14 protein-coding genes and 1 other RNA gene are annotated in these 20,749 nt (G+C 44.4%); 9 read left to right on the top strand and 6 right to left on the bottom strand.

Annotated elements, in window-relative coordinates; all coding sequences use genetic code 11:
- Positions 1–11 precede the first annotated feature (11 nt).
- The 6 genes from rpiA to ssrS all read right to left on the bottom strand — a co-directional run bounded on the left by rpiA (position 12) and on the right by ssrS (position 5,170).
- Entirely contained in the window at positions 12–668 is a 657-nt protein-coding gene (rpiA, locus tag AV939_RS15120) for a ribose-5-phosphate isomerase RpiA (RefSeq protein WP_061997856.1), read from the bottom strand.
- An 81-nt stretch (positions 669–749) separates the two neighbouring features.
- On the bottom strand, positions 750–1,385 hold the full coding sequence (locus AV939_RS15115) for a 5-formyltetrahydrofolate cyclo-ligase (RefSeq protein ID WP_061997855.1): 636 nt from the start codon (positions 1,383–1,385) through the stop codon (positions 750–752).
- Between the two features lie 30 nt (positions 1,386–1,415).
- Entirely contained in the window at positions 1,416–3,035 is a 1,620-nt protein-coding gene (locus AV939_RS15110; protein WP_061997854.1) for a hybrid sensor histidine kinase/response regulator, read from the bottom strand.
- Between the two features lie 70 nt (positions 3,036–3,105).
- Complete coding sequence (locus AV939_RS15105) at positions 3,106–4,047, bottom strand: nucleoside hydrolase (RefSeq protein ID WP_057790021.1); 942 nt, start codon at positions 4,045–4,047, stop codon at positions 3,106–3,108.
- A gap of 23 nt (positions 4,048–4,070) precedes the next feature.
- A complete protein-coding gene (locus AV939_RS15100; RefSeq protein ID WP_057790023.1) occupies positions 4,071–4,967 on the bottom strand; it encodes a ribokinase in 897 nt (298 codons plus the stop codon).
- A gap of 21 nt (positions 4,968–4,988) precedes the next feature.
- Positions 4,989–5,170: non-coding RNA, 6S RNA (gene ssrS, locus AV939_RS15095), on the bottom strand.
- 391 nt (positions 5,171–5,561) lie between these two features.
- On the opposite strand from ssrS, the gene AV939_RS15090 reads away from it, so the two are divergent.
- The 9 genes from AV939_RS15090 to AV939_RS15050 all read left to right on the top strand — a co-directional run bounded on the left by AV939_RS15090 (position 5,562) and on the right by AV939_RS15050 (position 20,744).
- A complete protein-coding gene (locus AV939_RS15090; RefSeq protein WP_057790025.1) occupies positions 5,562–6,128 on the top strand; it encodes a UPF0149 family protein in 567 nt (188 codons plus the stop codon).
- Between the two features lie 205 nt (positions 6,129–6,333).
- Positions 6,334–7,680: a Xaa-Pro aminopeptidase gene (gene pepP, locus AV939_RS15085; RefSeq protein ID WP_061997853.1), complete on the top strand. Its 1,347-nt coding sequence runs from the start codon at positions 6,334–6,336 to the stop codon at positions 7,678–7,680.
- Positions 7,677–8,900 carry a 2-octaprenyl-6-methoxyphenyl hydroxylase gene (gene ubiH / locus AV939_RS15080; protein ID WP_057790029.1) on the top strand — a complete coding sequence of 408 codons (1,224 nt, stop codon included), beginning with the start codon at positions 7,677–7,679 and terminating at the stop codon, positions 8,898–8,900. Before pepP ends, ubiH begins: the two co-directional genes overlap by 4 nt.
- Before the next feature lie 74 nt (positions 8,901–8,974).
- Positions 8,975–10,159 carry an FAD-dependent monooxygenase gene (locus AV939_RS15075; protein ID WP_057790031.1) on the top strand — a complete coding sequence of 395 codons (1,185 nt, stop codon included), beginning with the start codon at positions 8,975–8,977 and terminating at the stop codon, positions 10,157–10,159.
- Between the two features lie 149 nt (positions 10,160–10,308).
- Positions 10,309–12,006, top strand: a complete 1,698-nt coding sequence (locus AV939_RS15070) for a M28 family metallopeptidase (RefSeq protein WP_082746061.1) — start codon at positions 10,309–10,311, stop codon at positions 12,004–12,006.
- A 47-nt stretch (positions 12,007–12,053) separates the two neighbouring features.
- Positions 12,054–12,929 (top strand): DMT family transporter, encoded by an 876-nt coding sequence (locus AV939_RS15065; protein ID WP_057790033.1) that lies wholly within the window; start codon positions 12,054–12,056, stop codon positions 12,927–12,929.
- A 38-nt stretch (positions 12,930–12,967) separates the two neighbouring features.
- A complete protein-coding gene (locus AV939_RS15060; protein WP_082604845.1) occupies positions 12,968–14,263 on the top strand; it encodes a M24 family metallopeptidase in 1,296 nt (431 codons plus the stop codon).
- Between the two features lie 153 nt (positions 14,264–14,416).
- A complete protein-coding gene (locus AV939_RS15055; RefSeq protein WP_061997852.1) occupies positions 14,417–17,551 on the top strand; it encodes an FG-GAP-like repeat-containing protein in 3,135 nt (1,044 codons plus the stop codon).
- Between the two features lie 232 nt (positions 17,552–17,783).
- Entirely contained in the window at positions 17,784–20,744 is a 2,961-nt protein-coding gene (locus AV939_RS15050) for a SusC/RagA family TonB-linked outer membrane protein (protein WP_061997851.1), read from the top strand.
- Positions 20,745–20,749 lie beyond the last annotated feature (5 nt).

Genomic DNA, 20,749 nt, shown 5'->3' with positions numbered 1-20,749 from the left:
CTTGAAAGCTATTATTTATAGGTTTCAACACCGGTATCGGTGGCCGACAGTACGATGTCTGCGCCACGTAGGGCGAATATGCCGTTGGTGACCACACCTGGAATATTATTAATCGACTGCTCAAGCTCTCTTGGATTTAGTATTTCAAGATTATGCACGTCTAAAATAACATTGCCGTTATCTGTCACTACGCCTTGGCGGTATTCAGGATCGCCACCTAGTTTTACCAACTCACGAGCCACAAAAGAGCGCGCCATTGGAATAACTTCAACAGGCAGTGGGAACTTGCCAAGCACGGGCACGCGCTTGCTGTCATCTACAATACACACGAATGTAGTTGATGCACCGGCTACAATTTTTTCGCGGGTAAGGGCTGCACCGCCGCCTTTAATCATGTGTTTATGTTCGGTAACTTCATCAGCACCGTCGATATACACCGAAATATTGCTTACATCATTTAGCGCGAATACTTCAATGCCTAGGGCTTCAAGCAACTTTGTAGAGGCATCTGAACTTGATACCGCCCCTTCAATGTTGTTTTTAATTTTGCCGAGTTCTTCAATGAAAAAATTAACCGTAGAGCCTGTACCTACGCCAACAATACTGCCTTTTTCAACATATTCGATGGCTGCTTTAGCGACTGCTTGCTTCTTTGCATTCTGATCCATAGTGACTCTCCTAACTAAATTTTCATCAGTTTACCGGAAAACCACGGGCTAACCCACCGTGATAGGGGAATTTACGGTGCGTTATGCTCGATTAAAGCTCAATTGCTGTGTGGGGGTAACAATACGGTTTACAGGAATGTCCCAATGCTGAACGGGAAGTTGGTCTACTTGTTGGCAATCGTGGGCAATACCAATGAGTTTTGGTCTTATCGTTTGTGTTTGTATACTGGCTAAAGTTCTATCGTAATAGCCGCCGCCCATACCTAAGCGGTTTCCATTTGCATCGAATCCCACCAATGGCATAAGTATCACCTGATGATGAAAGGTAGGAATAACATCTGGGCAAGCCAGTACTGGCTCTTCAATGTTGTATTTGTTCATGCGCATCGGCGTTTTATCGGTATACCGAAGAAATAGCAGGTGGCCTTTGCAAACTGGGTGCAATACAGGCAAGGAAGTATGCAGGGCAGACCTTTTGTTAAGTTCCCAGCATGCGTGCATAAAAGGGCGTAAGTCTACTTCACCGTTATTTGGCAGGTAGCAAGCAATAGATGATGCATCGGTAATCGCGGGTAATGACAGCAGGTTATCTCGAACAGCTAAAGAGGCATGCTGCTGCTGTGAATCAGATAATTCGTTGCGCAATGCTCTTAATGTCTTTCGAAGCGACACTCGTGACATTTTCTTTGACATGATTTGTGATGTATTCGGTTCCATACAGCAGTCTTCCAGAGGCTCCACGTTGTCTTACTTCCCCAAATAGTGATTAAGTACCCTAATGAGCTCTGCGTTTTCAACGGGCTTGGTGAGTAGGTCGTCTAAGCCATTTTTTAGTAACAGATCTCGTTGCGTTATTACATCTGCGGTTAAGGCGATAACAGGCAGTGCTGCGCGCATTTGCTTAATTTGCCGTGTGGCTTCTGTTCCGTCAATACCCGGTAAGTTGATGTCCATTAGCACCAAATCTACAGGGTTCGATTTAACATACTCTACGCTTTCTTCACCGCTACCTACAACCGATATTGATAAACCAAGTTTATCAAATATGGTTTTTATCACTATTTGATTTATATAATGATCTTCCACTACTAATACGAGAGAGTCAGCAGGAACATTTAGCTTTTCGGGCTGCAACAGGGTGGGGTCGTGCTCGACAGTATCGGCACTGACTTCTTCGGCAGGAATGGCTACGCTTACACGCGTACCCTCGTTTAGCTTACTGCTTAGCTTTATAGAACCATCCATCAGCTCTACCAGCTTCTTGGTAATATTTAAGCCTAAGCCTGTACCATCAAATTGATGCGCGTTCTCCATCCGCTCGAAAGGTGCGAACAGCTTCTTTTGTTCCTCTTCACTAATGCCGATGCCTTCGTCTTTGATCGCCAGCAACAATTTCCCTTGCTTATACTTCACTTGAATAGAAACATGCTTGTTGGCATGCGTGTACTTAATGGCATTCGATAACAGGTTTAGGGCAACTTGACCAAATTTAGTGTCGTCAAAATTAAGCGAGTGGGGAACATTGTCATCAATCACAGCATTAAAAATAACATTGCCATCTTCAGCGCGAATTCGGGTTAACGAGAATAAATGAGTGAAAAAGTCGGCTGTAGCTACAGGGCGGGGCATAACGCGCATTTTACCCGCTTCAATTTGTTTCATATCCAGCACTGAGTTCACTATTTCAAGCAAACGCTCGCCGCTTTTGCTTATATGCCCCAAGGAATCGCTAAAGTTAGCGGGCAGTGAATATTGCTTGGCCTCGCCTTCAAGTAAATGGCTGAAGGTGTTTATCGCATTTAGGGGCGTTCTAATTTCATGGCTAATGTAGGAAAGAAAGTCAGATTTAAACTGGCTGGTTCGCTCAAGCTCTCTGTTTTTGCGTTTTAATTCAAGGTGAGCAACCACAGATTCACTCAGTGTTTTAAGTGCACTGCGTTGAAGGTTGGTAAGAGTTTTAGGTTTATCGCCTATTGCGCATAGTGTACCAATAGCATGCCCTGATGGGGTAATTAAGGGGGCTCCAGCGTAGAATCGTATGTTTGGCTCGCCCGTAACTAACGGGTTATCGTGAAAACGCGGATCTTCTTTTGCGTTAGATACTTCGAACACTTCACGCTGTAAAATAGCATGAGAGCAAAAGGCGATATTACGAGAGGTTTCGGTCGCTTCAATCCCTACACGAGATTTGAACCATTGCCTGTTAGGGTCAACTAGGCTAATTAACGCAATGGGTGAGTCGCAAATTTGCGAAGCAAGTTGAGTTAAGTCGTCGAAGAGTTGCTCGGCGTCTGTATCGAGTACATCGTAGCTTAATAGCTCTCTAAGGCGCTGTTCTTCGTTCTCTGGAACCTTGGCAGGGATCATTCGTTCACATTACCTCAACTAAAATGTGAAAGCAGGAGGCTGACTACCGTAGAACAGCCTCCTTTCACATCTATAAAGCGTAGGTGTCTATGAACAATTGTTCCAATTTAGCGTGATCTACTTTTGTAGCCACTTTAATGGTGTTCGCATTGTTCCACAGTGGACTAGGGGTTGTACCCTTAGGTGCCACTGCTGTTTGACCACGATCTAGCTCGCCAGTACCAACACGCACATGACCTTCGGTGAGTTCAAATAACTCTGGGTGGCGTAAGTGTGCAAGTGGGAAAGCATCATGGAAGAAACAAACACGATCTTCACGATTAGCTGAATAGAAATCCATGTAGAACTGAGCTGTGTCTTTCACAAAACCGCCAAGCTTCTCGTTTTTCGCTTCAAGGGTTTCAACGAAAGAAGGAGAAAACGGTGTGTCGTTCGTTACATCTAAACCAAACATGGTTAAGTCCCAATCTGCACCAAATACAATTTCGGCAGCGTAGGCATCGTTCCAAATGTTAGCTTCGGCAAGTGGTGTTACGTTACCACGTACAAATGCAGCACCACCCATGATGGTAACGCCTTTCACTAACTTAGGCAGTTCAGGCTCTAAACGTAGTGCTAGCGCTAAGTTACCTAATGGGCCAATAGCCACAAGCGTTATTTCGCCTGGGTATTTACGGGCCATATCTACAATAAACTGTGCAGAACTACGAGGGTCTAGCTCAGTTTTAGGCGCTTCAGGTTTAATGTGACCAAAACCATAGTCGCCATGTACGAAATGCGCGTAAGTTGATTCAGGACCTACCCAAGGCATACCAACACCTTTGGTTACCGGAATATCTTTACCCGCAATTTCGCAAAGCGTAAGGGCGTTTTGTGCCGCCATGGTGACCGGTACATTTCCGTAAACAGTCGTTAAACCAAGAACTTCGATATCTGGAGATTGAAACGCAAAAAATATTGCCATCGCATCATCGATGCCAGGATCCGTATCTAAAATTATCTTATGTGCCATTAATAATACTCTAGTGCGTTTTCTTATTTAGTGTGCTTTGCCAAAAAACGGTCAACTTCTTTTTGCGTAGGAATACTTTGCGCAGCGCCTTCACGGGTAACCGCAATTGCAGATGCTGCGCAGCCTCTGATTAATGCACGTTTGGCATCAGTGTGAGTACTGTAAGCAGACAAGAAGTAACCTATAAACGTATCGCCAGCGGCTGTGGTATCTACTGCATCAACAGAAAACGCTTCCACTTCAATAGTATCGCTTCCTCTTAACATCATCACACCCGCTTTACCTAGTGTAATGATAACTTCGCAATGAGACCACTGCTCTTTGAAAACGTTAAGAATATCGTCAAGCGCTTCTTTATCTGTTAATGCTGCTGCTTCCGTCTCGTTTACAATCAGTAAATCGATACAATCTAAAGGAAGGGCTTTAACCGACTCGCTCATAGGCGCAGGGTTAAAGGCAACTTTAAGCTGTTGTTCTTTTGCTAAGCGAAGTACGTCAGCAATACTGCTGGTTTCGTTTTGGGTTAATACCCAATCCGAAGAAGACGTATCTAACAACGCTTTGTTTACCGTATCGGCAGTAATGGTTTGGTTTGCGCCACCAAATAACACAATAGCATTTTCACCACTGGGCGTTACTTGAATAATGGCATGGCCTGAAGGGGTTTCAGAGCATTTAACGCCACGGCAATCGACGCCTTTTTTAATTAGCGTTTGTTTAAACGTTGCGTCATTTTCATGAATGCTGCCTACATGACGAACATCAGCACCTGCTTGCGCTAGGGCAATTGACTGGTTCGCACCTTTACCACCAAGCAGTTGTTGGTAGTGAGTAGACGCAAGGGTTTCACCAGGTTGAACAAAGTGATCTACCTGATAAACATGATCGATATTTATAGAGCCAAAATTTATTATTGCCATTTCTTCTTCCGTCGAAAGAGGGCGTCTCCCGAAATGCCGCTGTTCATCGTTCGCCCGTGAACCGAAAGTTCAGGGCGGAAGCATCACTATGGCCGTAGGCTTCTCGATACGAGTCGAGCTTGCACAGTAGCCATGGTTTCAACTTCCTAGTTTAATAGCATCGGCCAGGGACAAGAGTGAACTGGCGAACATTCCAGGAAACATTGTTATTGTATAACGCAACAGGGTATATCAAACGCGGTGTGGGGTGAAGTAGATCACCAAAGCGCCAATGAATTATTTGCGTAGCTAATTTAACCATTACTGATGAGATTCGATAAATCTAATCTTGACCAGTTGGTCAGCAATTATACACGCTATTCACTTAAGCTCAAATTTGCTTCGCTTAAGTAAGCTTCTTACTGATTTACCTTAATCTGCTGCAAAGGAAGCTCCATATCCAATAACGTCGATCATAGAGCAATTAATACTAGGTTGCCAGTTAAAACCCATAAGACCAGTACTACTTGAATAACATCTGACCAAATTACCAATAGTGTGTTTTACAGCGCTATTTTGCTAATATTAAGATTCAACGAAAAAGGAAACCTATTTGTGGAAAAACAGCTCGATTACGACAGCGTTAGCAATAAATTATCGCAACACGGCATAGTAGTAGATGGCGCAGAAGTTCACGGAATTTTATGTGGCATGTTGTGTGGCGGCATGTCGCTAACCGATCAAAAGTGGCTTTCTGCATTAAGTGACACTATTCACCAAGGTGAAAACTTCAACGATGCCACCACTCATCTACTGAACACATTGTTTAACCAAACGTGTCAGCAGTTACTTGAACCTGAATTCGCCTTACAGCTAATGCTACCTGACGACCAAGCCCCTATTAACGACAGAGGCGAAGCGCTAATTAATTGGGTACACGGCTTTATGTTAGGGTTCGGCTTACACCAGCAAGATTTAATGCAATGCTCTGCCGATGTGAAAGAAGCGTTGGAAGACTTTGGCGACATCGCCCGTATGGAAGAGCCTATGGATGCTGATGAAGAGTCTGAACGAGCTTTATTTGAGGTAATGGAATACGTGAAGATTTCCGCTATTTTGTGTTTCAGCGAATTAGGTCAGTCGCTACTTGACGATCAGCAAGATAAGCCATCTGTTCACTAAGGTAATAATCTTTAGTCAGCAATGCTCGTATATATAACCTCGTATATACAACCTGGTATGCAAAAGCGGGTATATATGAGCCCGTACTTGTGAATCATGGGCTAGATAAGCACAAGTGAAGTGACAGTCAGTGTAGATGTCACAAATAGCATGATCATCATTAGATGCATGAGTTTTATAATATTGATGAAGAAAGGCGAATGAGATGATTAGTGCGCAAGAATTTATCGCTCGTCAAGATAGGCTGTTGGCGCAATGTTTACCTAACAGTGTTTGTGTTATTCCGGCTGCAGGTTTAGTAACCCGAAGCCGAGATACGGAATACCTGTTCAGACAAAACAGCGACTTTTGGTATTTAACCGGATTTGAAGAAGCCGACGCCTGGTTAATATTGTCGAATCATCCTCGGTATGGCGAACGCTATCGGGCTATGGTGTGCTTACCCAAAGATAAAGACGCTGAAATTTGGCAAGGCAGACGTTTAGGTGCGGAAGCTGCGCTAGCACGCTTTAGCTTAGACGAAGCGTTTGAACTGTCTGAATTAGGCGATGCTTTGCTTGAATCACTGCAAGGGCAAGACCATCTATATTTCGCCTTAGGTGAAAACGATAACGCTGATGCACAGGTCAATAGTGTTCTTGCAACCCTGCGCAATGCGCCTAAAGAAGCCTTAGCACCCACCTCTATTACTGATGTTCGCCCCATTTTGCACGAAATGCGGGTGTTTAAATCGGCTTGTGAAGTAGCCATGATGAAAGCTGCGGCAGAAATTACCGCCAGTGCGCACAAGCGCGCTATGCAATTTGCCAAGCCGGGCTGCTTCGAATATCAACTTGAAGCCGAACTTCACCATGAATTTGCCATGGCAGGTGCTCGCGCACCGGCTTACAGTACGATTGTAGGTAGCGGTGAAAATGCCTGTATTTTGCATTACACCGAAAATTCATCTCAAACCCAAGACGGCGATTTAGTGCTAATAGACGCAGGCGCTGAATTTCAGGGTTATGCTGCTGACATTACCCGTACTTTCCCCGTTAACGGGAAATTCTCTAAGCCCCAGCGAGATATTTACGAACTGGTGCTAAAAGCGCAAGAAAGCGTATTGGCCATGCTTGGACCAGGTATCACGTTAACGGATGCCATGACGCATAGCGCTGAAGTGATTACTGAAGGTTTAGTCGCCCTTGGTGTACTAAAAGGTTCGGTAGCTGAAAATCTTGACGATAAAGCATGGCAGCAATTTTACATGCACGGGCTAGGGCACTTTTTAGGCTTAGACGTTCACGATGTAGGTAACTACAAAATTAATGGTCAAGACCGCTTATTAAAACCCGGTATGGTGCTTACCGTAGAGCCGGGTATTTATATTGCCAGCGACAGCGATGTACCTGAACAATACAAAGGTATTGGCGTGCGTATTGAAGATGATGTTGTGATTACGGCAACAGGGGTAGACATACTAACTGCCGATGTACCTAAAACCGTAAAAGACATCGAAGCGCTGATGCAGCCAGCCAATAAAAAAAGTAAGCAAGAAGGTTCAAAAGCGTGAGCCAGCAAGATGTAGTGATAGTAGGTGGAGGCATTGTTGGCTGCGTATTAGCGAAAGGTTTATCTGAACAAGCAGGTCTTTCGGTGACCTTAGTTGATGCTTCCGACCTTTCAAATACCGCCAGCTCTTCTAATACAAATAGCAACTTTAACCCGTTAACCGACACGCGTGTAATCGCCCTTGCTAGACGAACAGTAAATGAATTAAATGCCATGGGCGTGGGGCTAGCAGAGCTGGCAAAACAAAGCCAAGGCAAAATTGAACACATTGAAGTAAGCGATAAAGGCGGTATTGGCCTAACGAATTTATCGTGCAGTGAATTTGGTATTAACACCTTTGGACAAGTGGTGTCGCTAAGTGCGCTTACCCATAATGTAATGTCGCAAAGTAAGCAGTATGAGCACATTGCGCCAGCCACGGTCACCCATTTAGCCCGCGAAACCGACACTACGGTAGTTACGCTTAATAACGGCAGCACCATTAATGCCAAGCTGTTAGTTATTGCCGATGGCGGGCGCTCTTCACTTGCTCAGCAAGTAGGGCTTACCCGACATAGTGACGACTATCAGCAAGTGGCCATTATTTTCAATGCCCATACTAGCGAGCCTCATTACAACAAAGCCTACGAGCGTTTTACCGAAAACGGCCCTGTAGCGTTTTTGCCTTTCGACAGTGAAATTAATGGCCATGTGGCGAAAGGAAAAGGGTTTTCCGTGGTGTGGACGGTTGCAAAAGAGCATGCGGAGTCACTTATTCAGCTTAGCCCTGAAGCCTTCGTTAATAAGTTACAGCAAGAATTTGGTTACAGGCAGGGGCAAATTACCGCAATCAGTGAATTAGCCAGCTACCCACTAGCCTTAAGTTACACCGATGCATTAACCGCGCACCGTGCAGTAGTAGTAGGTAATGCTGCCCAAGCATTACATCCTATTGCAGGGCAAGGGTTTAACCTTGGTCTTCGCGATATTATTACCCTAGTAAATACGCTTAAAGGCGTGACCGATCCGGGGGAATTTAACTTACTTAGTGAATACGCTGCTAAGCGAAGCAAAGACAGAGCCGCCACCATTACCTTGACCGACACATTAGTACGTACGTTTTCCAATCGACACTTTCCGTTAGTGGCAGCAAGAAACTTGGCACTAACTGCACTTAATGTGATGCCAGCGGCCAAGCGTGCTTTTGTGCAGCAAACCACTGGATATGGGCGCAGTACATAAGCGGTGATACCCGTTAGCACCGTAAAGTTGTCGCCGTAAGATTAGCGAAATGATGAAAGAATAAGAGAGCCGATATGCAACATGTTGATATCGCCATTGTAGGCGGTGGAATAGTAGGGTTAACCCTAGCCGCAGCGCTAAAAGACGCGCCGTGCCGCATCGCTATTATAAATAAAGGCGCTATAGACCAGCCCCTTGGCGACAAGCCAGGTGCGCGGGTTAGCGCCATTAATCAGGCCAATATTAACGCGTTGAAAAAAGCCGACGTTTGGCAGCATATCGATGAAAGCAGAGCTAACCCTTACAATGCAATGCATGTGTGGGATAAAGACAGCTTTGGTGATATTCACTTTGCGGGTAACGATACTGGGGGGGAGCTGGAAAGCGATACCCTGGGCGTTATTATTGAAAATCAGGCTTTAATAAATGGCTTAGCCCATTCGGTGTTAAAGCAAGATAACGTTGTGGTAATAGATACCACCATAGAGCGCGTATTAAGTAGCCCGCAGCAAAACATGCTAATGCTAGAAAACGGCGATGCGCTTTCTTGCCGATTATTAGTAGGCGCCGATGGAGCTAATTCCTTTGTGCGCAAACATGCAAACTTTCCTATTACGTTTCGCGATTACGAACACACCGCCATTGTTGCCAATATTCGTACTCAGCAACCTCATGAAAACGTGGCACGCCAAGCATTTACGCCAACCGGACCCTTAGCATTATTGCCTATGCGCGACCCTAACGTGTGCTCTATTGTATGGTCACAAACCCCAGATGCCGCCAAAACTTTACAAGGGTATTCCGATAGCGAATTTTGTAATGCACTATTAGCAGCAAGCAATAATGCATTAGGTCCTGTAACGTTAGAAACAGCTAGAACAGCCTTTCCACTGACTATGCGTTATGCCCGTGAATGGGCTAAAGAGGGCATAGTGCTGGTGGGCGATGCTGCCCATACTATCCACCCATTAGCAGGGCAGGGCGCTAACTTAGGCATGCAAGATGCTTTGGCATTGGCTGCAACCTTAATTACCTTGCTAGATGATCAAAAAGACATTGGTCAGCTTCGCTACTTGCGCCCCTATGAGCGAGCACGTAAAACCGAAGCGATGAAGATGATTGCCGCTATGGATGGGTTTAAGTTCTTATTCGATGGCGACGACCCGCTTAAAAAACTAATTCGAGGGTTAGGCCTAGCCGCTACTGATAAACTTAGCGCGGTTAAACAGGCATTTGTTAGCCACGCAATGGGTTTATAAATACAAGTTCACCTTTATCAATTTTTAAATTGGCTGCAAATGGCTGCAAATGGCTGCAAATAAGAGCAGCCAAATGCACGTCAAACATTGAGCTAGGCGCTTTATAACGATACTCTTAAGCTATCCGTTTTATAAAAGCGCCTAAATTAATGATAATTCAAAAGTTTATTCATAAATTCGCATTTTCATCTTTGATGGCGATCTGTACTTCGCTTTCTTTTTCCATTTTAGCTTACGCAGAAATATCAGCTTCTAAGAGCGGCGATCCCGCAAAAACTATCGATATCACAGCTAGCATTACTGATGCCGACTTAGACTTATACCGTACCCATGTTAGTACGTTAGCAAGCGACAAGTTTGAAGGCCGCGGCCCTTTGTCAGCAGGTGAAACACTTACCGTCAATTACTTAGTTGAAGCCTACAAAGCCCTTGGGCTAAAACCCGCCTTTGGCGATAGCTACACCCAGCCCGTGCCCTTGGCAAAAATTACGCCTTCAAGTGATATGGCGTTAACCTTGGGTCAACATACTTTTGCTGGTGGCAGCGCATTTACCGCCAGAACCCAGCGAATAGTTAAAGAAATTACATTAAAAAACAGCGATGTAATTTTTGTGGGGTACGGCATTAATGCCCCAGAATACAATTGGAATGACTACGCAGGGTTAGATGTAAAAGGTAAAACGGTGGTCATGTTAGTAAATGACCCAGGTTTTGCTTCAAAAGACCCGAATTTATTTCAAGGCAATGCCATGACCTATTATGGCCGCTGGACATACAAGTACGAAGAAGCCGCCCGCCAAGGTGCAGAAGCGGTATTTATTGTTCACGAAACCATGCCTGCCGGCTATGGCTGGGGGGTGGTTGAAAACTCGAACTCGAATACCAAGTTTGCGTTAGTTGATAACAATAAGAACTTGTCTCAAGTTGGCGTAATGGGGTGGCTACATCTTAATACCGCGCGTACGGTGTTTGAACAAGCTGGGCTAGATTACGGCACGCTGAAAGAACAAGCATCTACGCCTGGGTTCAAGCCTATTCCTATGAAAGTGAAAGCTTCGTTGACCTTTTCCAATACCATCACTCATGCTCAGTCACAAAACGTAGCAGCGATTTTACCTGGCGCGTCCGCACCTGATGAGTGGGTAATGTTACACGCCCATTGGGATCATCTGGGTAAAAGTGAGAAAAACGGTAAAACCGTAATTTACAATGGCGCGGTAGACAATGCCTCGGGCGTGGCAGGTGTGCTAACCTTGGCCAATAGTTTGGTAGCACAAAGCAAACAAACCCCGTTTGAACGCACATTAATGTTCAGTGCTTTTACTGCCGAAGAAACCGGCTTGCTGGGGGCTGATCACTTTGCCAAAAATCCGCCTATTCCAACTGCAAACATGGTGGCGTTTTTAAATATAGACGGCATGAACGTGAATAATGCCGTTGATTACATTTTGCAGTACGGAGAAGGCTACTCTTCACTAGAAGATGACTTAAGTACTGGAGCCGCAGCACAAGAGCGCTCGGTTAAGCTCGATCCTCGCCCGCAAAATGGACTGTTCTTTCGTTCCGATCATTTTGCGCTGGCCCGCCAAGGTGTGCCATCGTTACTGTTTATGAGCCTAGGTGATACGGATCCTGATTTCATCGCCAATCGCTATCACAAAGCCGACGACGACTACTTGCCAAGCTGGACACTAGGTGGTGTACAGCAAGACTTAGCGTTAATCGGCACTATGATGTCAGATTTTGCAAACAGCCAAGCATGGCCTTATTGGAAGCGTGAGTCTGATTTTAAGAATAGGCGCTTAGTAGACAGACCTGACCCCAGACCTGATGCGAGTGCTCAATAGCACTAATAGCCGTTTCAGAACATCTACACAGAAGTGAACAACTATCTATGAGCTGGGTTTTTTACACCCTAGGCGCGGTAATTATGCAAACCGTTCGTAATGCCCTGCAAAGCAAATTAAGCACCCACGTAGATACCGTGGGTGTCACGCTTTCTCGGTTTCTATTCGCGCCACCTATTGCCCTTATTTACGTAGTAGCGCTTCATATAACATCGCCACAGCAGATACCTAGCTTTAGCCACGCTTTTATTATTATGGTTTTACTAGCTTCGGTGCTGCAAATAGCTGCCACGGCATTTATGGTTATGTTATTTAAACAAAAGAATTTTGCCATAGGTGCAGGGCTAGCCAAAAGTGAAGCGCTGGTAGCCGCTGTGCTGGGTATGCTTTTCTTTGGTAGCTATTTAACCTTGCTTGGCTGGATAGGCATTGGTATCGGAGCCGTGGCCGTATTTGTATTAAGTAGCGGGAATAGGGCAAAAGGCTTAAGCTTAAAAACTTTAATGATAGGTATAGCGTGCGGAACGTGCTTTGCACTTACCTCGTTATTCGTAAGAGAGGCCAGTCATATGCTTGCCATGCCATTTGTGCATGGCGCCGCATGGGTGCTTTTATGGGTGCTATGTACACAAGCCATTGGGTTAAGTACGTATATATTCTTTACTAACCCAAATGTTTTTAAACAGCTATTTGACCGATTCACCCATACGTTGGTTATCAGTTCAGTGAGCTGCCTAGGATCTATATGCTGGTTTACTGCTATGGCACTTCAGCATGTGGCTTTGGTGAAAACATTAGGGCAACTAGAAGTATTGTTAACCCTATTGCTAGCGCACTATTGGCTTAAACATAAAGTGACTGTTCAGGAAATAGCTGGTTTATTTTTGATTGCGATTGCCGCAGTACTTGTTATGTGGGCGTAAGCCAAGCCTTTACCACGTTTATTACTAAAGGAATGATAATGAAAAAACGCGATTTTCTTCGACTTTCAGGCGCGGCAGCTTTAGCCCCTTTGGCGTTATCGCCACTGACCAGCCTTGCCGCTGCCAATGCAGCAGCTAGCACTAAAAGCAATTCATTATCGTTACAGCCAATTACCTCAGGCGTTTCTCCTATTACCAACGCCGAGCGCGAAGCGCGAATTAAAAAGGCGCAGGCGTTAATGGTAGAAAATGATATGGCAGCACTGATAATAGAGCCGGGTGCAGCCATGGACTATTTCTCAGGTATTCAGTGGTGGCGAAGCGAGCGACTCACCGCGTTAGTTATACCGCAAAAAGGTGAGATTGGTGTGGTAACGCCTTATTTTGAGCAACCCAGTGTTTTGGAAAGCTTGAAAGTAGGCGACGATGTTCGCGTATGGCAAGAGCACGAAAGCCCGTTTGATGTTGTAGCCAGCATTTTGAAATCTCGTGGTATTACCAAAGGCAATATTGGCTTTGAAAGCAGTGTTCGCTACTTTGTCGTAACTGGCGTAACTAACGCACTGCCAAATATGAACATAGTGGCGGCAGAGCCGGTTACTCGCGGTTGTAGAATGTATAAAACGGCTGCCGAGCTTACTCTTATGCATAAAGCCAATGAAGTAACTCTTAAGGCTTACCAATATGTTTTTAGCAAACTTGAAATCGGCATGAGCCAAGCGCAAGTAAAAGGCCTAATGAATAGCGCTCAGCAGCAACTTGGCGGCAGCGGTGCATGGTGTTTAGCATTATTTAATGATGCCAGTGCTTATCCTCATGGTACGAATGCAAAACAAACCATTAGTGAAGGCTCAGTGATATTGCTCGACAGTGGTTGTAGCGTACATGGGTATCAGTCGGACATTAGCCGTACTTTGGTATTCGGCAAAGCATCGCAGCAGGTGGTAGATGTGTGGAATACCGTGCGTGAAGGCCAAAACGTGGCGTTTGCGGCTGCTAAAATTGGTACGCCTGCAGGTGAAGTAGATGATGCGGTGCGCGCTTATTACGTTACGCAAGGCTACGATAAAGACTATGCTCTACCTGGTTTAAGCCATCGTACCGGTCACGGTATTGGTATGGAGGGGCACGAAAGCGTGAACTTTGTGCGTGGCGAAACTACACCACTTAACAAAGGCATGTGCTTTTCGAACGAACCTGGCTTGTACATACCCGGAAAATTTGGCGTTCGCTTAGAAGATTGCCTATACATGACAGACAAAGCCCCCGTTTATTTTACCGAGCCGCCAGAAAGCTTAACTAAACCTTTAGGACGTTTAGTACCGTTAGTATAAGGTCATACGCAAGGCCTCTACTCAAGAGGCTTTGTAAAACGATGCTATTGTAAAATACTTGTTGCATTCGATGTGTTAGCACTTTAAGTTTCATTAAAGACAACGTTGTCAATCTGGTTTGGCAAGATTTTTATTGAAATTCATAGGGTCGGTATGGCTAATTACATCACGCACTGTTGGCGTTTGAGTGCAATATTTGTTTTTGTAGTGACAGCTAGTGTTGCTACTTCTGCTCCGGCAGTACACACTTTTCTTTCTCCATCCAATACACCTCCTTATTCAAATAAGAATGAGCTAGACGTTAACTTAGCAGCGTTGATTGAATCATTAGCTTTGAAAGCAACTATACCTAGTAGCAAAGACGTCCCTGTGCCGTCTGGCCCTATGTTTGAGCTAGGCTTAAACTTGTTTTACACCAAGACGTTAAGTGCTAATGGTGATGTAGCGTGTGTTAGTTGTCATCATCCTAAGCTAGGGGGAGGCGATGGGCTTTCGTTACCCGTGGGAGTTGACGCAGTAAACCCTGAATTATTAGGCATTGGGAGAACCCATGATGGGAATACGTTGGTTGATAGCAGAGCCGACGGTTCGCCCAATGTACCAAGAAACGCCTCTACCATTTTCAATATCCAGCTTTTAAAAAAAGCAGCGTTTTGGGATGGGCGAGTGGAAATTATACAAGATGATGTTCAAACCCCGGGTGTTTCCATGTTACGTACCCCGGATAGCAGAATGAATTTACCTGATACCTCGGTAGCAGATGATTTTATTCAAGCTCAAGCAAAGTTTCCGATTACCGCCATTCATGAAATGTTTGGTCATGGACCAGATAAAAGAAAAACTAACAATGCCAAAAGGCAGCAAGTATTGGCAGGTTTTTTGGAGGTTGATGATACGGGACGGGATAACCCTTGGCTTCCTCTATTTCAAACCGCCTTTGACGACTCAAGTACTGACCCCGAGCACGTTATTACTATTGATAGAATATCTACCGCGCTGGCATTTTTTCAGCGTTCTATGTGGTTTGTTGACAACCCATGGTTTGAGTATTTGGCCGGAAATAGCGAAGCGTTAAGCGATGAAGCGAAGCGTGGTGCAATGCTATTTTTTAGTAAACCCTCGAATGGAGGGTATTCGTGCAACGGCTGCCATAGTGGTAGTGCGTTTACCGATGAACAATTTCATAATATTGCGATGCCACAAATTGGCCGAGGAAAAGATACTGATGGCAATGATCATGGGCGTTTACTGCACACATTTAATGTTCACGATAAGTATGCTTTCAGAACACCTATCTTATTGAATATAGATGTGACAGGGCCGTATGGACATTCTGGGGCTTTCCATTCGTTGGCAGATGTTATTAAACACCATATGGCACCCGAAGCCTCGGTAGTTGAATTTGATTACAGCTTGAGTCATCTCCCCCAGTTTGCCGGCGTAAAGGTAAATCAAGAACGTAATAAAACCTTATCGTACCGCGTGTTAAAGCAATTCATTGATAACAAAGACAGCAATAAATTACAAACAGGGCTCGTTGAAGAAAAAGACGTAAATGCGCTAGTCGCATTTCTTAAGAGTTTAACTGATCCGTGCGTAAATTCTTCAGACTGCTTAAAGCCTTGGAGCCCTGTATCAAGCAAGCAAGAACAAACGTTTAATTTACTAAGGCCTGAATTTAGCGCATCTCAAATAAATAGTGTGCGCAATTTAAATCTTGCGCAAGAGCCTGAAAATAGTGCCAGTGACGAGCAAGTTAGGGCTATTGATGATAAGGAAAAAGCATTAAATGCGTGGTTCATTGACGCTTCAATCGATAGTGGGCTGCGTTATGAGCTGCCGCAAGCTGAATTTACCGATGAATATCATTTGATGGGCGGAGGTGTTGCGGTAGATGATATTAACAAAGATGGATGGCCAGATGTATTTATTAGCCATGCCATGCAGCCTGGTAAGCTTTTTATCAATAATCAAAAAGGCGGTTTTACCGATGAGACATCAAGGCTACTAGGAGATTTATCGGGCAGACAATTAGGGGCACTGTTTATTGATTATGATGCCGATGGAAGAAAAGACCTTTTGCTAGTGGGAGACGATATTTTTGAAGGCTATTTTAGGGTGTTCAACCAACTTCCTAGTGGTAAGTTTGCTTCGTTTACTAAAGGCGGTATAAATTTTTCTCGCTTTACCCACTCTTTATCGGCTGGCGACTTTGACAAGGATGGCGATCTCGATTTGTTTGCCTCACATTGGGGAGATACGCGAACAAAAAATCGAAAAGGTTACTTATGGGAAAATACCGGTAAAGGACGGTATCAAGACGTAAGTTCTCGGTTGCCTGATGTGCGTCCTTCGCCCTTGTATCCAAATCTAGATGTTAATTTCACTCCCATTTTTACCGATATTGATATGGACAACGATCTCGATTTATTGATAGCGGCTGACTACGAAACATCTCAGGTGATGGTTAACGAAGAGGGTATATTTAAGGATAAAACCCATTCGGTGATAAGCGATGAAAATGGCATGGGTGCCGCAGTGGGAGATTTCGACAACGATGGTGATTTTGATTGGTTTGTTACCGCTATTTCAAACCCAATAGAGGAGAAAACGTACATAGGTGGCGATTCAGGCAACCGGCTATACCAAAACAATGGTACGGGCGTTTTTACTGATGTGACTGACGTTGCCGGTGTAAGAGAAGGTTACTGGGGCTGGGGCGCCTGCTTCGCTGATTTTAACAACGATGGATGGCTAGATATATTTCATACAAATGGTATGCGTACCGGTACGATCGCCGAAGAATCACAAGTAGGTCAGTTTTATGATGACCCCAGTAGGTTGTTTATCAACAATCGTGACGGCACATTTACACAAAAGTCTCGTCAATTAGGTTTAACTCATACTGCGCAAGGCAGGGGAGTCAGTTGTACTGATTTTGACGGAAATGGAACCATTGATATTCTCATTGCAAATAATGGTGCGGCGCCTACGTATTATAAAAATACGCTGAAAAATGCAAATCACTTTTTGACAGTGAAACTAGTCGCAGGGCAACAAAATCCCGACGCTATTGGCGCTAAATTATGGCTAAAAACTGCGTCACTAAATCAAGTTAGGGAGCTCCGTTTAGGGTCGAACTATTTATCAAATGACTTTATGACGGCACACTTTGGCATACCTCAAAACGACGTAGTCGATTACCTAGAAATTTTATGGCCAGACGGTCATCGACAGAGGCTGACGAAATTTCCACTAGATAAGGTGTTGACGGTGCGGCGCCAGTAACAAAAATCATACATTCACGTAAATAAGTCATAAAACCTGATGAAATAGGTTAAATAAATTCTTATTTTTATAATTTTAAGTTGTTGAAATTTAAAGAGCTTAATCGTTTCAGTTTGTGGGTTGAAATTATATGTTAATTATATGTTGATTAATACTTAAACAAAATGTATAAATTAAAAAGACAACGTTGTTTATTTAAATTAAAAACACAACCACAGACTTGGAATGTGAAATGAAAAATATCAAATTACACCCGTTAGCCCGACAAGTGCGTACGGCGTTGCCTGCCTGTTCGCTTCTCTGTTACATGTATGCCCCTATTGGTGTTGCACAAGAGGCGGAGTTGGAGAATGCCATTTCTGAAGATGACGTTGAAGTCATTCAAATATCCTACGGATATAGTGCGGTAGAAGAAACCGATTTAACCGGTTCAATCGCATCAGTCGATATTAAAGATGTTGTCGATTTACCGTCAGGCAACATTATGCAAAACCTTCAAGGTCGTGTGCCTGGCTTGCAAATTACGACTAATGGTAATCCTAGTTCATCAGCAACGGTAAGGATTAGAGGGCAAGGATTGGGTCCATTAGGTAACAACGATCCCCTTTACATTATCGACGGTATTCCTACTAAATCAGGCCTGCAAGAAATAAACAGTAATGACATTGCTGATATACAGGTATTGCGAGATGCGGCCGCCGCCAGTATTTACGGTGCTCGTTCTGGAAATGGCGTCATCGTCGTTACCACGAAGCGTGGTCATGACGGCCTTGATTTCAATTTCCGCTACAATCAATCGTTTGAAGAATATGATTTTGACTTAAACCCTCTTAACACTCTTCAACGTGGCGAAGTTGTATGGCGTGCTGCCGTGAATGACGGTACCGATCCTAACTCTGCCAGTCCGCTATATACCTACGATTGGAACGGGGATTTCACAAATCCACAGTTAAACAGTGTTTCTATTCCTCAGTACACCGATCCTGAAGGCGTGCAGCAAGCCGCTGACACCCAGTGGTTTGATGAAGTCACGCAAACTGCCAAAATTCAAGATATGAACCTATCCGTAAAAGGTGGGACTGATCGCGCTAGTTTCTACAGCTCAATTGGCTACTACGACGCAGAGGGCGTGGTTGATGGCTCTAAGTTTTCTCGTATGTCGTTCCGTGTAAATGCAGACTACGAGATTATTGAAGATAAATTGAAAGTGGGGCAAACCTTTTTAATTACCGACCAAAAAGCCAACTTAATCAATGACCTTGCCGGCGATATTGTGGGCTTGTCTATTGAACAGCAGTCTATCGTTCCAGTTTATAACGACGTAGGTAACTGGGGAGGGCCTGTTGCCGGCATTACCGATCGCGATAACCCGGTTCGTATTATTGAGCAAAACCGTGATAACGAAAGCACCTACAATAAAATTATGGGTAGTTTTTATGTTGAATATGAACCCATTGAAGATTTAGTACTTCGAGGTTCGGTAGGTGTGGATTACGGTCAATATTACTTCCGTAATTTTAGACGTGCTTACACAGCAGGCTTCTTATCTTCAGATGATTTACTCAGTGTAGAAGACAGCTGGAACCAAAGTATTATTACCAGCGCTACGGCTACTTACAAGCTTGTTTTAGATGATAAACATAAGTTTAATTTTTTAGCTGGCGTTGAACAAATTGATGCTAAAAACGAGTTGTCTAGAGGGTTTGGTTCTGGCTTTGCTTCTGATGACCGCGCGTTCGCATATTTATCGCAAGCGACCGAAAATGTTCGTGTTGAAGGAGAGGGCGATTCATGGGCCTTAGACTCACAATTTGCGCGGGTAGATTATAACTACGACAATCGCTATCTAGCATCAGCAACGGTGCGACGAGATGGTTCATCTCGGTTTGGTAAAAACAATGAATACGGAACATTCCCAGCGGCATCGGTAGGTTGGGTTATCACAAACGAAGAGTTTTTCGATATTGAATCTATTGATACGTTGAAACTTAGAGCGAGTATAGGTGAAACCGGAAACCAGGAAATCGCGTCAAATGCCACATTCACTACCTATGTTCCACGCTATGCAACTCAATCACTCTTCACAGATCTTCAAGACGAAGGAACCGCATACGATGTAACGGGTGCCAATGGCGGAACATTGCCATCTGGGTTTGTAAAAGCACAAACGGGTAATGAAGACTTAAAATGGGAGACATCGACCCAAGTTAATATAGGGCTCGATTTTGAACTATTCGAACGAACTATTTACGGAAGTATTGATTGGTTCGAAAAAGAAACCCGCGACATTCTAACTCTCACTCAGCCTGTCGCTACGCTAGGAGAAGGCGCCCAGCGTTGGGTGAACGGCGGCACCATTGAGAACAAAGGTGTAGAACTGGTGCTTGGTTATGAAAGTTGGGTGGACACCGGTTTTCTTGACGATGAACTAGAAGTTGATATTAGTTTTAATATTTCTAGCGCCAAAAACACGGTAACGGCTTTACCGGAAGATGTGGTGAATTCGTTTGGCGGTAATGGTCAAGATAAAACCATCTTAGGGCATTCCATTAACTCTGTATATGGTTACGTAGCAGACGGACTTTTCCAAAACCAAGAAGAAATAGATTCACACGCCGCACAAGCGGGCGCTGGTTTAGGTCGTATTCGCTGGAAAGATCTTGACGGAAACGGTGTTATCGACGAGAACGATCAAGATTTCTTTGCCGACACCGATCCAGATTTCATTTATGGAATGAACTTTACTTTCCGCTACCAAGACTGGGATTTCAACATGTTTTGGCAGGGCGTAAAAGGTGGTCAAATTCGCAACAACTGGCGCTTATTTACCGACTTTACCTCGCTTAATATTGGTTCAAACTATGGTTCTCGAACGTTAGATGCGTGGACACCGGAAAATACCGATACCACCGTACCGGCACTTACTTTGGTGGATAACAACGGTGAAGGCCGTCAATCTAGTTTCTTTTGGGAAGATGGCACTTATCTAAAACTACGTAACATCAGCGTTGGCTACACCCCTTCACTTGATTTTGTTGAGCGCTTTGGACTGAGCAATGCTCGCTTCTATGTGCAAGCCTCAAACCTACTTACCATCACGCCAGATGGCACGTTAAGCCAAGATCCTGAAACGCCAAATGAGGTATTCCCAGTACCGCGTCGAATCACCCTTGGTATGGATTTGTCTTTCTAAGCGCC

The sequence above is a fragment of the Alteromonas sp. Mac1 genome (assembly GCF_001562125.1).
Classification (GTDB): Bacteria; Pseudomonadota; Gammaproteobacteria; order Enterobacterales; family Alteromonadaceae; genus Alteromonas; species Alteromonas stellipolaris.
The sequence above is the reverse complement of the archived record's forward strand: the minus strand, read 5'-3'. Positions and strand labels throughout refer to the sequence as shown.

Bases quoted from the DNA above. Each gene is read 5' to 3' on its own strand.
- rpiA (WP_061997856.1), bottom strand. From the start codon at position 668: ATGGATCAGAATGCAAAGAAGCAAGCAGTCGCTAAAGCAGCCATCGAA.
- AV939_RS15115 (WP_061997855.1), bottom strand. From the start codon at position 1,385: ATGGAACCGAATACATCACAAATCATGTCAAAGAAAATGTCACGAGTG.
- AV939_RS15110 (WP_061997854.1), bottom strand. From the start codon at position 3,035: ATGATCCCTGCCAAGGTTCCAGAGAACGAAGAACAGCGCCTTAGAGAG.
- AV939_RS15105 (WP_057790021.1), bottom strand. From the start codon at position 4,047: ATGGCACATAAGATAATTTTAGATACGGATCCTGGCATCGATGATGCG.
- AV939_RS15100 (WP_057790023.1), bottom strand. From the start codon at position 4,967: ATGGCAATAATAAATTTTGGCTCTATAAATATCGATCATGTTTATCAG.
- pepP (WP_061997853.1), top strand. From the start codon at position 6,334: ATGATTAGTGCGCAAGAATTTATCGCTCGTCAAGATAGGCTGTTGGCG.
- AV939_RS15075 (WP_057790031.1), top strand. From the start codon at position 8,975: ATGCAACATGTTGATATCGCCATTGTAGGCGGTGGAATAGTAGGGTTA.
- AV939_RS15070 (WP_082746061.1), top strand. From the start codon at position 10,309: ATGATAATTCAAAAGTTTATTCATAAATTCGCATTTTCATCTTTGATG.
- AV939_RS15065 (WP_057790033.1), top strand. From the start codon at position 12,054: ATGAGCTGGGTTTTTTACACCCTAGGCGCGGTAATTATGCAAACCGTT.
- AV939_RS15060 (WP_082604845.1), top strand. From the start codon at position 12,968: ATGAAAAAACGCGATTTTCTTCGACTTTCAGGCGCGGCAGCTTTAGCC.
- AV939_RS15055 (WP_061997852.1), top strand. From the start codon at position 14,417: ATGGCTAATTACATCACGCACTGTTGGCGTTTGAGTGCAATATTTGTT.
- AV939_RS15050 (WP_061997851.1), top strand. From the start codon at position 17,784: ATGAAAAATATCAAATTACACCCGTTAGCCCGACAAGTGCGTACGGCG.